Origin of the sequence: Paenibacillus sp. FSL M7-1455 (assembly GCF_038004655.1) — a bacterium.
GTDB classification, from domain to species: domain Bacteria; phylum Bacillota; class Bacilli; order Paenibacillales; family Paenibacillaceae; genus Paenibacillus_AQ; species Paenibacillus_AQ cookii.
The window spans coordinates 1,630,084-1,643,854 of the sequence record NZ_JBBORO010000001.1 but is presented as its reverse complement, the minus strand read 5'-3'; the positions used below and the strand labels follow the sequence as shown (position 1 = coordinate 1,643,854).

The window sequence follows — 13,771 nt, the reverse complement described above, 5'->3', positions numbered from 1 at the left end:
TTTCTGTGATCGCTTACAGTAGTCATCTTAAAGGGAATCCGCGGCCGAAACTAGCCCAAATGCTGCCGTTGGAAACGGAAGAAAAAGGACCACGCTATTTACGACATCAGCTCCTGGCGGATGTTCTCCAGGTCCCTTTTCGTCGGAATGGTCGAAATCAGAACGGTCGGCACGCTCGTCAAGGAGACGGGCATCGTGCTGATCACGAAATCGATCTGCTGCTCCCGGATGATGTCATCGGTCAGCCCGTGCAAAATCGAGGTTTCGATCGTCAGGTCGTCCCCGATTTCCCGTTTGATCAGGTTTGCGACGTAATGCCGAACCGAAAATTCCTCGCCGATAATGAGAAATGCCTTTTTGCTTTTATACCGAAGGCTTGCGCTGACCATAAACGTCAGTTTGGTCAAATGATAGTCGTTGTACATGAGCTCGGGAAAACTCCGCTGCCATTGCCGCATGCATTCCGATACCGCCGCATAGATCGGCTGCTCTTTGTCGCGGATATACCCGGTCAGGTGGCTGTGCGAGACGGCCATCAGCTCGGGAATGGCGTTATCGATGCGCAGCTTGTCCATGAATTCCCGGATTTCGGCCAGGAAACGGGAGCTGGCGTTCAACGCCGGAAATGCGTTTTCCAGAATCGAAATGAGCAGGCCGGACATCCGGCTTCCTGCATCGTCTTCCTGCTCCGAAGCAAGGGCCCTTCCCCCGAAAACAGGGAACCCGTCCTTGCCGTGATACTGGCTCAAGCTGAACATCGACTGCAAAAAATAAACCTCTTCGCGGGGCAACACGACGCCGTACGCCGCAGCCAGCTTTTCCGACATCTTCGAGACCGGAACGAAAAACGGATGGCGTTCCCATGCGTAGCTTCCGCTTTTGAGCGCAACCCGGTGCCCCTGCTTGATCCTTTCGAGCACGATCGCGATCAGGAACGTTAAGCTCCGTTTTGCGTTCAAAAAATAAATCATTCCGTTTTCCCGCTCGATCTCGGTCACCCAGCCGTCCAGACGCGCGTAATCGGCATTCGAAAAAGGCCATCCGGTATAAGGATAAGCCTCGGTGAACAGCTTCCATAAAAAATAGCGGACATGGATTTCGTTTCCTTTCAGCGTCGGCGCCGCATACGTGATCCGCAGCTGAAACGGGCGCAGTTCGTCACGGTTTAGCTGGACGATCCATTTTTTGAACGAAGAAAAGCTCATGTACAGCTCTTCCGCTACCTCCTCGGCGGAGGTTTTGCCGTCATGCATGAACAACCGCTGCATCAGTCGGAAATAAGGCGTTTCCCGAAGCAGCGGTTCCAAAACTTCCTGAATGCTTGTCCCATGCCGGTCCCGGCGGAACATGATGCCTTTCCCCCTGGATGCCTCGATCTGCATGGACGGGGGCAGCAGGGGGACGGCGGACTCGACGATCTTGCGGACGGATTTGTCCGATACGCCCAGCTCGCTTTCCACCTCTGCGAACGTAAACCACCGTTCTTCCCGGTCCAGCAGCTTCAGCAGCGATTTCAGCTGCCTGTATTCCTTATTCATGTCATCACCTTTGCCGGATGCTTTCCGCCGACCCTAGCGGCACATCCCTCATGGTTGCCGGCGGAGGCCGTTTTCAGCCCGAATGCTGCTGCTCCATCCGGAAAAGCTTCTGGTCGATCAAAAAATTGAGCAGAATGCGGTTAAATTCCCGCGGCTGGCACAAATGGCTCGGATAAATCGCGTCCTCGATCACCGCTTTCTGGGCGCAGGCGAACCGTTCCACCGCCTTGTTCATCTGGTTGACGAACCATTCGCTCTGCCTGCCGGCCACGCATAACACCGGCATCCGCAGCCGGGGCAACACCGGATCGATATCCGCCTTAAGCAGCGCCATCCGTTGTTTGATCGACTCGGTCGGCCGTTTATGAAACAACTCGTTCCTTAAAATGCTGTAAGCCGGAATCCACCGGTGATACGTTACGCGCAGCGACCGGAGAAAAAACTCGGCGGGAAGATAATAGGAAATCCAGCTGCAGGCCTCCAGCAGCTTCCAAAAACCGTTTTTCGTGCCGAAAGGGCCGCACGGTCCGTAAAAATAACTATCCACCAGCACAAGCGCGTTGACGCGGTCCGAATAGGTTTCCGCGAATTTTTGCACCAGCAGGCTGCCGCTCGAGCAGCCGACCAGCGTCACCTTCGGCAAGCCGAGCTTATCCAGCAGCTCTTTCAGGTCCCTGCACTGGGTGTCGACGATTTCCTCGACTTCCACATTCAATTTACCCGAATTGCCGTAACCTCTCAAATCGAGGACGATGACCTTCGCCCTTTTGCTGAAATATTCCACTTGCGGCTCAAAACTATGATGAGATGAAAGATGTCCGTGAATAAAGACGATCGGCACCCCGCTGCCATGCGTCTCGTAATATAGCGACGTTCCGTTCACTTGTATGTTAGGCAACTTCCTTCTCCTCCCGCTATGCATGGTCTGTCGATGTGTTTTTTATATGTGGGTCGAACCTTCGTTAACGTCGGCAAAATGCTCACGTCAAAAAAAGAAGCACGGAAAGAGGAACTCCCTTTCCATGCTTCTTCAGGGCAAGGCAAAATAAACCTTGCGGCGCATGTATCAAAGCAGCCTCTCTTCTCACGCTTACGAGGTTAGCTGTCGGATTCGGACCAAGAGTAGCCCTACTCGAATGCGATTTCGAGATTCACCCCGTGTGACGAACGGTTGGTTGTCACGGCCGGTTCCCCCGTTTTCCGCCGGAACGGAAATTCAGCGATCATAGACATTCATGTTATTTTTTCGCACAGAAAAACACAGAGCGGATACCCTGTGCTCGTTGACAACTCACAGTTTCACTCCTCTCTCCTAGCGACGCTTACGAGGTTAGCTGTCGGATTCGGGCCGTGAGAGCTGCCCTACGGACGGAAAGCTGATCAAAGGCAGCCTCTTCATCCGATTCACCCCAAGCAGCCGGCTTCATCCCTTCACAATGGAATGCCTGCCGATGCCGATGTGGTTCCCCCGCTTTTCATGATTGAAAATTCAGCGTAATTCATTCATGAACCAAAGATTTTTCATAATGAGCCTTTAGCCTTACTTAGTGACGTTATGCGGGGGCTAGCCCCCACACCCCCAGCCAGCACTCACACCCCAAAACAAGGGGGGACAACTAACTTACAACAAAGTAAAGTGAATAACAGTATCTTGGCTTTTATTTATCCTTGTTTTACTCGTGAGAAGCTCATAAATGCCCTGTGAGCGATTTTAAAGATTAAATAGGGGTTTTTATAAGGGGCAACCTCTTAAAAGGGCTAGAAAGGCTCTGTATGGCGTTTGTCAACGGTAAGCGGACCGCAGGGAGCATTAAGGAGTTGACAAACTCACTACACCAAGACCCTCTTGGTATGTCAATATTTAGACGACTTTATGCCGAGAAAACTTTTTGAAAAAGAAAAGAACCCTAAAATAAACTTAAAGCGCAAGCGTTCGGATAGCGCTAGCTATTAAACCGAACGATTGACACGCTTTGGGTTTTTAGGGTTCAAAGTTTCTATTCAAAAAGGAAATTGAAATAAAAACCAAATTAATTAAACTGTTTATTTTTTATCTATAAACTAATCCGCCATCTGTTAAAATAGATTGACCAGTTATATAATCTGAATCTTCCGAAGCTAGGAATGATACTAAATTTGCTACATCTTTAGGTTCTTGATATCTTCCTAATTTTATAGCACTTGAAAATTTTTCAAAAGCATCTCCAGGATTTAAATTTTCATCATATTTAACCATTTCTTCATCGATTCTTTCCCACATTTTAGTTTTTGCCACTCCTGGACAATAAGCATTAACGGTAATTTTATACTTTGCTAATTCTTTAGCTGCAACTTGAGTGTATGATCTAACTGCGTGTTTAGTAGCTGAATATGTACCTAGCATTTCGTAAGATTCGTGACCTGCTATACTACAAGCGTTTATTATTTTACCTTTTGTATTTTGTTTTATAAATTGTTTTGCAGCTGCTTGGGTACCATAAACAGTTCCAAATACATTAATATTAAATAATTTATTAAGTTGATTTTCGTCTATTTCTAAGAAAGGTGTTACAGCATCCACACCTGCATTATTAATAAAAACATCTAATTTATTAAATTCTTTTACAGTAAATTTAACTAGTTCTTCTTGTTCTTTTTGTTTTGAAACATCACTTTTGAAAGATATTACATTATATCCTTTTTCTTTGAATTCTTTTTCTGTTTCTAGTAACAAATCATTATTGATGTCTTGAACAACGATATTAAAACCATCATTTGCTAATCTTTCAGCTATAGCTTTACCTAAACCACCTGCTGAACCTGTTATTATTGCTACTTTATTTTCTGAGTTCATATGCTTATGTCTCCTTTTATATTTAGTGCTTTCTGAGTTGAATATACGCCTGAGCCGGCGAACTGTAAAGGTTGGTTACACTAGAATTCATGGCCTTTTTTATAGGTTTCGCCGGTTTCCGAACGCTAATCCTGCGTAATCATTCAATTGCAACGGAAAGCTTCCGTTTGCGCGGTTTATATTCCTTATAAATGATGTCAAAAGACATTGTTTCGATCCGTGATGGCTGCACGCCGTATATAATTGGTCCGAATTGAAGTGATACTTATTTATCAGGAACTTGATCTTCGCTATAGACAATCCGGCCTCTAGGCCAAACCGAAATGGCGGCTGACCTATCGGATCTCATCGTTCCCCTTCACATCGCCGAATCCACATATTCGTCCGGCTTGATCCCTTCATACCGCGCGAAGGCGCGTTTGAACGAATAGACGTTTTCGTAGCCTACCCGGCGGGCGATATCGTCCATCCCGAATGTTTTCTCCCGCAGCAGCTCCTTGGCCGTTTCCATCCGGAGCCGGCATAAATAATCGTAAAAGTTGATGCCGGACACCTCCTTGAATATTTTGGAGACGTTCGAGACCGACATGCCGCATCTTTCCGCCAGCTGCTTCAGCGAAATGTCGGCGCTGGTGTAGTTCTGGTTCACGAATTGAAGCAGTTCGCTGCCGACGGCAAGCGAAGGCGAGGTGTTGGCATAACGTTTCCGTTCGCAAATTAACCTGCCGACCTCAAAAACGTAGCTCCACATCCCGCCGATGTCCCCCGCTCCCGCCCGGCTCGCGAATTGCTTGGCGTATAGGCACGTGTCCAGGTTCAGCTCATGCAGCACCCTCAGCATCGTTTCCATCAACAAGGATACCAGCTTGGTTTCGCTCGGTTCGGGCAGCCGCCGCTTTTTGTTTTCCTCGCTGATTTCGTGCAAGATTTGCATCGTCGTATCCAGGTTGCCGATTTTCAGGTTATTGATCAGCTGAACCTCCCAATCGGTCGGATAATAATAATCGACGCCGGGCTGAATCTCCTCCTGCTGCACCGGGAGATGCTCCCGCGCGAAGAGGGCGTACTGCAGGCTTTCGTTGGCCGCATAATACGATTTGCTGATGCCGACCAGCCCTTTTTCCGCCGTGCCGCATAAAACGTCCGGCTGAAAGCCGCAGGCCAGCCCGATCTCGCCCGCGATTTCGGCCGCGATGCTCTCCAGCGCCCCTTCGCTGCCGAACGGCTCGACGGAAGAAAGAATGAGCGCTTTGTCCGCATTGGTCACCTCAAACAGCTCGTACGCGAGCCGGTGACGGCTCATCGCCTGTTCCACGATCATGATCGTCATCATTTCGATTTTCCGGATCCGTTCCATGTCGGACAAATCGCGGAGTGCATGGAAACTGATCAGCATCGTGCAATAAAACATGTCGTCGGTATAACCAATGCCGAATTTTTTCAGCCCGTTCATCTGCTGATCATCCGTAAAATACCCTTTCAGCAGGCGCAGAAACAGGTTCGATCTCGCGGCGCTTTCGTAATCCTGCATCGACTGCTGGAGGTTTTTGTTTTCGAGCAGCAGCCGGTCGAACGATTTTTCGATATAGCTGTATTCCGAGCCATAGATGGGGGCGCCGCCCTTCCCGTCTTCCACCCGGACCGCCGCAGACAGTTTGTTCAGCAGGACGCCGAGCGGGCGGTAGCTGACCTTGCCCAGCAAAAAGACCATGCAGGCGCCGAGGACGACGGAAATCGCGATCGCAAGCAGCGAGCCGACAAGATTGTTGATGCCGATCACGCTGCTGTCGGTATAGGAAATCGTGTACCGCAAATCGCCGGCCTTGGACGGCAGCTCAAACGCATAACCGCCCGAATCGGCCTGAAGGACTCCAGGCGCGCTGCGCGTTTGGCGGTAAATCAAGGCGCCCTGCGACGACATGACGATCTCCTTGGATTCGATCCCGGCAAAACGATGCATATAACCGAAAAAGTAAGCGCTGTCAATAAAAAGGACCAAAACCGCGCGCGGATGGTTGACGACCTCCAGGCTTTGCAGCACCGGAATGACCCGTTTGCCGCTGCCCCATAATTTCATGTCCGCAGGCGGCATGATCTTGAAATACTGCTGTTCGGCCAACGCGGCCTGAAGCTTCCGCTCCGTTTGCCCGTCGAATACCGCGACCCCCTGAAAAAAGCGGTCTTCCGGATAAATGCCCCATGGAGTCAAAACCTGGCCTTTTTCGGGGAACACGACCATGCCGAAGGAGAGGATGCCAAGCGAATTGATATCGTTATCGAGACTTTTGCGGATCTCCAGCATCTTGAACAAGTCGAATTCCTGATCGTACACGTTCGTATTTTGCATCAGCTTTTTGACCCAGGCTTCGTTGCCCAGCATTTTGCCCATGTTTTTCAGCTCGTTCAGCTTATTGTCGACGAGATCCGCGATCCGGCTGGCGTCGGCCGCCTGTTTTTGGCGCTGCTGTTGTTTTTCCTCCATCATGTTCCGCTGCACGTTAAGCGAGCTGAATACGATGATGGGAATGATCAGGATCGCGGTATACGACAAAAAGATGTTGCGGAACGTTCCGCTTCCGAAACCTTTATAGCGCAAAACAACCCCTCCTCCGGTTGGTATGACGCAAACGATAAAAAGCAAAAGCAGGAAAACGGCGATTTTTTCGCGCGTTTTGCGAATAACCGCCATTTTCCCCATTGGATGTTGGACGTTGCCGTTAACGTTATTGGATGCTGTTGTACCGGTCAAGCAGCTGCTGGTTGATTTCAATCAAATCGTCCAGCCCGAGCTTTTTCAGTTCGGAGATATATTGATCCCAATTGTCGAGCGATTTTTGACCGAGAGCCAGCTTGGTCGCAAGCTCCTGCGAGTACGTCGTCAAGTTGGTCAAAATTTTCGTTTTCTTTTCGAGCTGCTGATCGTCCGGGATGGCCAAATACATGTCGTTCATGTTGACGAAATACGGCTTGTAGTTCAGGATGTTTAACTCGTTATCGATTTTGTGCTGAGGTTTGTCGATCAGCTCAAACTCGAGGTTGGCGAATTGGACGCGAGGGAAGACGGTATCCCCGAACAGCTGACGGCCCGTGGCCTGCCCCATTTTGGCCAGCTCCTCTTCCGATACATTGTTGATATATACTTTTGCCCCGTTGGCGTCCTTTTTGTACGTTTGACCTTCAATTCCCCAATACAGAAGATCTGCGTATTTCTCCGAATAGATCGTATCGAAAAACTTGATCGCGGCTTCCACATCCTTGCAGTCTTTCGTGATCGCATATTTCTGCCATACAAGGAACGGCGGTTCCAATTGGGCTGCCGGAGTGATGTTGTCAACCGCTTGGAGCGGCATGAGCGGCAGGAATTCGCCGCCGCCATTGATCGTCGGTTCCTGGTACGTTTCCAGGTTGTAGTCGGTTAAGGAAGCGACCTGGTTTTCCGTCATTTTTTGCTGCTTTTGCTCCCCTGTCGCCCCGATCAGGCTCGTATCGAGAACGCCTTCTTTTACTAACTGCTGCAGGTAGCGGAAGTAATCTTTGATGCCGTCTTGATACCATGGCGATACCACTTTTTTGTTTTCGACATCCACCGCCGTAATATCCGTGCCCAGCCCGAACCATTGAGCGATGGCGCCGTTAAACGCGCTTGGATCGTAAACCAGAACCTCGTCCTGCTTGCCGTTTCCGTTGGCATCCTTTTCCCGGAATGCTTTTAAGGTTTGCGAATATTCCTCGGCTGTTTTTGGAACCGGGAGATTCAGCTTATCCAGCCAATCTTTGCGGAGCAGCATGGTCAAGGATACCGGGGCCGGTATATTTCCCTGGTATGTTTTTTTGTGCAGATTGCTAAACCAGTACATGTTGCCGTCAGGCGACGTCGTCGATTTTTTGGCGAAAGGCATTTCCTCGTTGTACATTTTTTTGATGTTGCCGTTGCTGTACTTCTCGATCAGCGGATTCAGATCAAGCAGCACGCCCTGCTTTGCCAAATTCAGCACCGTCGTGTTATCCAGAGCCGAGATATTCACGATGTCGGGAAGGGAAGAACCGGAAGCCATCCGGGTTTGAATGGTCACTTTGTATTGCTCCGCCGGAACCAGCTCGTAATCCAATTGCAGGCCGGCATCGGTGAGCATCTTGTCGACTTCTTTCCATACCGGATACTTCTCCCTGTCCTCGAATTTGATATATTTGTTCGAGCCGGCCGGCCCGAGCAGCCGGAGCTTGCCGGTTTTCTGCCCGGTTTCGGGATTGCCGCCGGCTTCCTCTTTTTTGCTGTCGGCCCCGCCGCCGTTGCTGCCGCCGCTGTTGCAAGCGGTTACAGATGCGATTAAAACCATCGCCATCATAGCGGATACGAACGGTTTTTTCCACTTTTTCATTGCGTTTTCCCCCTTTGAATGGTCGCAGCCTATTCTTTTAACGAGCCGAGAAGCGCTCCTTTAATGAAATACTTTTGGAAAAACGGGTACGTAAAAATGACCGGCAGCGTGGTGAACACGATGATCGCGTATTTCAGTTGGATATTGGAAAGCATGTTGGCCACGGCATTTTTCGTATCCTCCAGCGACAGCATTTTCAAATCGACCGATTGCTGCACGACGACGCGGTACAAATACATTTGCAGCGGGTGCAGCTTTTCGTTCGGCAAATACACGAGCGCGTCGAACCAGCTGTTCCAGATGCCGACGACCGAATAAATCGCAATGACCGCCAGAATCGGTTTGGAAATGGGCAGGATGACCCGGAACAGCAGCTGCAAATGGGAAGCGCCGTCGATAAAAGCCGATTCCTTGAGTCCGTCCGGAATGGTCGTAAAAAAGGTTCTGACGAGAATGATGTTCCAAATGCTGACCATGCCGGGGATGATCACCGCAAACATCGTATTGTACAATCCAAGCTTGTTGACCAGCAGATAGGAAGGAATCAACCCGCCGCCGAAATACATCGGGATCAGCAGGAAGGCGACGAGCCATTTTCGCCCTTTAAGCGTGCGTACCGTTAGCGGGTATGCGCCTAAAACAGCCGTAAGGCAGTTCAACAACGTCCCTGCGGCCACGTAGATGAGCGTATTGGAGTATGCCCACCACATTTTCGTGTCGCTGACGATCAGTTTATAGGAATCGAGAAAAAATCCTTTCGGGTACCAAAACACGTTCATGGCCGCCACTTCCGTCGGCGAACTGATGGACATGATCACGACGAGATAAAATGGATACAGCGTAATGAGGCAAATGAAAAGCGCAAGCGCATACAAAACAATGTCGACCGCTACAGAACCCTGCTTGATCTTGTTCGGATTTCTTCTGACCGAGGCGGCCATCGTACTCCCCCTTACCATAAGGCGTAATCGGAATATTTGCGGCTGAGCGAATTGGCGATGTACAGCAGCGTGAAGTTTAGGAGCGAAATAAACAATCCGACCGCCGTTCCCGAGCTGAAATTTCCGCCCAGCAAGCCGTCGCGGTACAAATACGTGCCGATGACATCCGCCGTCTCGTATACCATCGGGTTGTAGATAAGCAGGATGAACTCGCTGTTTGCCGAAAGCAGATTGCCGATCGCGAAAATAAGCAAAATAAAAATCGTCGGCCGGATGGAAGGCAGCGTAATATGGAGCATTTGCTTGAAACGGTTTGCGCCGTCCATTTTGGCCGCTTCATATAAATGAGGATCGACGGAGGACATGGCCGCCAAATACAAAATGCTGCTCCATCCGAACGATTTCCAAATGCTTGTGATCGTATAGATGGCCGGAAAATAGCCGGGTTCGGTATTCAGCGCCACCGGTGTGCCGCCAAACAGCTTGACGATCGCGTTGACGATGCCGTCCGTATTGATAAAGGACAAAACCATGCCCGCCACGACGACGTTCGAAATGAAATGGGGCAAGTAACTGGCCGTCTGCACGTATTTTTTGAATATGCCGCTTTTCAACTCGTTCAGCAGCAGCGCGAACAGGATCGGCACCCAAAAGCCGAACACGAGAAAATAAAAGCTGAGCAAAAACGTGTTGCGCATCAATCTTCCGAAATACGGGCCGTTAAAAAAATCGATGAAATGCCGGAAGCCCACCCAGTCGGTATCATGAAGCGAGAAAAAAGGTTTTCCCGGGTAATAATTTTGAAAAGCAATGATGACGCCGTACATCGGAATGTAGCTGAATATAAAAATATGGACAAGAACGGGAAGCATTATCAGGTAGAGCTGCATATTGTCGCGCCATCGGAACGACATGCGCCCGCCCGGTTGTCGAACGGCTTTCATGGTCTTCCCCTTTCTTCATCGGTCTCGCGGTCTTGCGGGCCCGCTTCCGCTGGATTCATCATAATGGGCCGTTTCAAACGAAGGCAAGCAACATTTTTTGATCGGCTTCGCAATATTTTCGGAGACGGAACATTCCGGTTTTGCAAAAAGCAGGAAATACCCGTCGTTATAAGGTTTCTTGGAGATTTTGGCCGGTTCATGTTTTCCGCAAATCGAGATGCCCTCCAGAATGTTTTTCTCCCAGCTTTCCTGCGTTTGGCCCGCGCCGCCGTTGGTTAAGCCCGCCCCCTCCTCCCGAGTCTTCCGCTACTCTTTCGATAGTTCCGCTATCGGCAAAAACACCTCTCGTCCCGAGAAAAGTTCGTAAATGAGTCGTTTTTCAGGAAATACCCAATAAAAAAAGTGAGTAATTCATATAAAATCCGAACAATAACTTGATAATTTCTCGTTTTTTTTGTATTATAAATCTCGTGAACTCCTTATCACCAAAAATATTTCATAGTTTGAAGGTGACCAATGGTTCATTCCGATTCCAACGAATTCAAGCAGAAGCTGAGCCAGGTATACAATGATGTCTCGAAGGAACTGTTCGGCTTTGGAACTTCCTTGCTGAGAACAAGCATCCATCCCGAGGCGATCGCGATTTATGCCCGGCACCGTCGTTCTCCCCGCTCCACCGTTCTGGAAGGCGAAGTTCCGGCTTTGAAATACGAAGTCGACTTTTATATGTCGATGATCTACAAGAAAAAGCTGAAATCCCGACTGGAGGATGAGCTGGATCTCCGGATCGAAGCTCTGCTTCGGGACTACGATCCCGCAACGCAGTGGGCGGTCACGAACATTATTTTAAAAACAGATTCATAACCCGCGGCGCTTTCCTTTTGATTTATCTTAAGGACTGCCCGTGCCAAGAAAGCAAACGGATGCCGCTATTTCTTTGTTTACATTGAAAAAGCGCTCTAGTTAGAGATTCATTCTACCTAGGGCGCTTTTCTTTTTTCTGAAATATACAAATTTAACCAAAAATCATACGGGAGTGAATCATCGTGAAAACAACATGGATCAAAGGACTACTTGCCTGCAGCCTTTCCGCGCTTGTCCTGGCCGGATGCGGCAGCACAAACGGGGACGGAGGAGATTCGTCCGGCGCCAAGAAGCAAAAACTCGTCGTCTCGACTTGGGGCTTTGCGGAAGACTTCTATAATAAGGAAGTTTATGAACCGTTCGAAAAGGCGCACAACGTCGACATCGTTCTGGAAACGGGGAACAATGCCGACCGGCTCAGCAAAATCCTTCAAGGAAGCTCCGACGTCGACGTCATCTACTTGTCGGATTATTACGCGCAGCAGGGCATCGAAGCGGGCGCCTTCGAAAAAATCGACCGCAGCCGCCTCAAAAACCTGGACCAAATTTATGACATCGCCAAAGCGCCAAACGGAGAGGAATACGGTCCTGCCTATACGGTCGGCCAACTCGGCATCGCCTACGATCCGAAAGCGGCCGGCATGAAAATCGAGTCTTGGAGCGATTTGTGGAAACCCGAGCTGAAAGGCAAGCTGACGATGCCAAGCATTACGTCCACCAGCGGCCCGATGATGGTCGACGCCGCCTCCAAAGTTGCGGGAAGCGCCGAGTTTAACGAAGACAAAGCTTTCGAACGGTTGACCGCGCTGAATCCAAGCGTCGTGAAATACTACAGCAAAACCTCCGAATTCGTGAACATGTTTACCCAAGGCGAAGCCGCTGCCGGGCCGATCATGCAAATGTACGTGGGCGACCTGCAAAAAGCCGTTCCCGGCATCGAATTCGTCACGCCGAAAGAAGGCGCGTATGCCATCATCAATACGCTTAACGTCGTCAAAGGCAGCAAAAACAAGGCATTGGCCGAGGAATTCATCGACTGGCAGCTGAGCCAGGAGGTACAGGAAAAAGCGGCGAAAGCCAAGGTCGATTCCCCTGCCAATAAAAACGTAAAACTGACGGCCGAAGAAGCCGAAGGCGTAACCTACGGACCGGAAGTCGTCGAGAAGCTGCAAAAGCTCGATATGGGGTTCGTGAACAGCCATTTGAAAACATGGACCGACCGCTTTAACCGGGAAGTCACCCGCTAAGCGTTTGCGGGTCCGTGCAACTTTTGTACGGCAGGGGCTGCTTGCCCCTGCCCTTTTTATTCAAGCCACGAAAGGGGAATCCACGTGAAGAAAGCCATATTGGACGTAGATACGGGCATCGACGATGCGCTTGGCATCATGCTTGCGATCCGGAGCGGCGAGCTGGACGTGCTCGGGATTACGACGGTGAACGGCAACGTGTCGCTCGAAACGGCAACGACCAATACCTGCAAAATTCTGGAACTCATCCACGCCGCGCCCTCCATTGCGGTATATCCCGGGGCATCCCGTCCGCTTATGCGCGACCGGCTGTTCGAGCACCGGGTCCATGGCCGGGACGGGCTTGGCGGGGCATTGGCCGATATGCGCCCTGCCGATCGCGTCGACCGGAGCCTGTTCGGTCCCGATTTCATCATCGAACAGGCCCGGCGTTTTCCGGGGGAAGTGACGCTGATCGCCACCGGCCCGCTGACCAACGTCGCGCTGGCCTTGGCCAAATATCCCGGGCTCGTTCATGATCTGAAGGAAGTCGTCGTCATGGGTGGCGCCGTCCAAACGTACGGCAACATTACGCCTGTGGCGGAGTACAACATGCACGTCGACCCGGAGGCTGCCAAGCTCGTTTTCCAGGCCGGGTTTCCGCGCCTCCTGATGGTCGGTCTCGACGTGACGCGCACGGCTTTGCTCTCAAGCGAGCATATCGACGCCATGGGATCCTCGGAAATCGCGAGCTATGTCCGCGACAGCACGGCGGATTACATGAAGCGCTATTTCGAACGAAACGGCGTCCAGGCCTGCGCCATGCATGACCCGCTGGCCGTCGGGGCGGCCATCTGGCCCGAACTGGTCCGATCCGCGCGGCATTACGTCGACGTGGAAACCAGAAGCGAACTATGCGACGGACAAACGGTATGCGATTTTCAGAACCGCCTGCAGCGGGAGCCGAACGTCGACGTCTGCCTGGAGGCCGATGCGGACGAATTCATCCGCCGCTTGATCGGCGTCCTGCGCGGTTGATTTTATCA

General features: G+C 50.6%; 10 protein-coding genes and 2 riboswitches. Of the genes, 3 read left to right on the top strand and 7 right to left on the bottom strand.

The annotated features are described in order from the left end of the window. Positions 1 to 98: 98 nt before the first annotated feature. The 7 genes from NYE48_RS07595 to NYE48_RS07565 form a co-directional block, all read right to left on the bottom strand. Positions 99 to 1,538, bottom strand: coding sequence for a helix-turn-helix domain-containing protein (locus tag NYE48_RS07595; RefSeq protein WP_340997843.1), 1,440 nt, complete (start codon positions 1,536 to 1,538; stop codon positions 99 to 101). Positions 1,539 to 1,611: 73 nt separating this feature from the next. Continuing rightward, positions 1,612 to 2,436: an alpha/beta fold hydrolase gene (locus NYE48_RS07590; protein WP_340997841.1), complete on the bottom strand. Its 825-nt coding sequence runs from the start codon at positions 2,434 to 2,436 to the stop codon at positions 1,612 to 1,614. A 173-nt stretch (positions 2,437 to 2,609) separates the two neighbouring features. Beyond that, positions 2,610 to 2,770, bottom strand: a riboswitch (cyclic di-AMP (ydaO/yuaA leader). A 72-nt stretch (positions 2,771 to 2,842) separates the two neighbouring features. Next, a riboswitch (cyclic di-AMP (ydaO/yuaA leader) is annotated at positions 2,843 to 3,043 on the bottom strand. Between the two features lie 545 nt (positions 3,044 to 3,588). Continuing rightward, positions 3,589 to 4,371, bottom strand: coding sequence for an acetoin reductase (locus NYE48_RS07585; RefSeq protein ID WP_036716024.1), 783 nt, complete (start codon positions 4,369 to 4,371; stop codon positions 3,589 to 3,591). A gap of 358 nt (positions 4,372 to 4,729) precedes the next feature. Next, positions 4,730 to 6,967 carry a helix-turn-helix transcriptional regulator gene (locus tag NYE48_RS07580; protein ID WP_340997838.1) on the bottom strand — a complete coding sequence of 746 codons (2,238 nt, stop codon included), beginning with the start codon at positions 6,965 to 6,967 and terminating at the stop codon, positions 4,730 to 4,732. Between the two features lie 127 nt (positions 6,968 to 7,094). Further along, positions 7,095 to 8,750 (bottom strand): extracellular solute-binding protein, encoded by a 1,656-nt coding sequence (locus NYE48_RS07575; protein WP_340997836.1) that lies wholly within the window; start codon positions 8,748 to 8,750, stop codon positions 7,095 to 7,097. A gap of 29 nt (positions 8,751 to 8,779) precedes the next feature. Next, on the bottom strand, positions 8,780 to 9,691 hold the full coding sequence (locus NYE48_RS07570) for a carbohydrate ABC transporter permease (RefSeq protein WP_052146856.1): 912 nt from the start codon (positions 9,689 to 9,691) through the stop codon (positions 8,780 to 8,782). Between the two features lie 11 nt (positions 9,692 to 9,702). Continuing rightward, positions 9,703 to 10,635 (bottom strand): ABC transporter permease, encoded by a 933-nt coding sequence (locus NYE48_RS07565; RefSeq protein ID WP_052146855.1) that lies wholly within the window; start codon positions 10,633 to 10,635, stop codon positions 9,703 to 9,705. Between the two features lie 516 nt (positions 10,636 to 11,151). Here NYE48_RS07565 and NYE48_RS07560 point away from each other — a divergent pair. From NYE48_RS07560 to NYE48_RS07550, 3 genes are all read left to right on the top strand, one after another. Further along, positions 11,152 to 11,499 carry a hypothetical protein gene (locus NYE48_RS07560; protein WP_036708005.1) on the top strand — a complete coding sequence of 116 codons (348 nt, stop codon included), beginning with the start codon at positions 11,152 to 11,154 and terminating at the stop codon, positions 11,497 to 11,499. Between the two features lie 182 nt (positions 11,500 to 11,681). After that, on the top strand, positions 11,682 to 12,746 hold the full coding sequence (locus tag NYE48_RS07555) for an ABC transporter substrate-binding protein (protein WP_246536912.1): 1,065 nt from the start codon (positions 11,682 to 11,684) through the stop codon (positions 12,744 to 12,746). An 84-nt stretch (positions 12,747 to 12,830) separates the two neighbouring features. Next, a complete protein-coding gene (locus NYE48_RS07550; RefSeq protein WP_340997831.1) occupies positions 12,831 to 13,763 on the top strand; it encodes a nucleoside hydrolase in 933 nt (310 codons plus the stop codon). Positions 13,764 to 13,771: the final 8 nt, after the last annotated feature.

What these genes read in the sequence shown, in the direction of transcription:
- NYE48_RS07575 (WP_340997836.1), bottom strand. Translation starts at nt 8,750, where the DNA reads ATGAAAAAGTGGAAAAAACCGTTCGTATCCGCTATGATGGCGATGGTT.
- NYE48_RS07565 (WP_052146855.1), bottom strand. Translation starts at nt 10,635, where the DNA reads ATGAAAGCCGTTCGACAACCGGGCGGGCGCATGTCGTTCCGATGGCGC.
- NYE48_RS07595 (WP_340997843.1), bottom strand. Translation starts at nt 1,538, where the DNA reads ATGAATAAGGAATACAGGCAGCTGAAATCGCTGCTGAAGCTGCTGGAC.
- NYE48_RS07560 (WP_036708005.1), top strand. Translation starts at nt 11,152, where the DNA reads ATGGTTCATTCCGATTCCAACGAATTCAAGCAGAAGCTGAGCCAGGTA.
- NYE48_RS07585 (WP_036716024.1), bottom strand. Translation starts at nt 4,371, where the DNA reads ATGAACTCAGAAAATAAAGTAGCAATAATAACAGGTTCAGCAGGTGGT.
- NYE48_RS07570 (WP_052146856.1), bottom strand. Translation starts at nt 9,691, where the DNA reads ATGGCCGCCTCGGTCAGAAGAAATCCGAACAAGATCAAGCAGGGTTCT.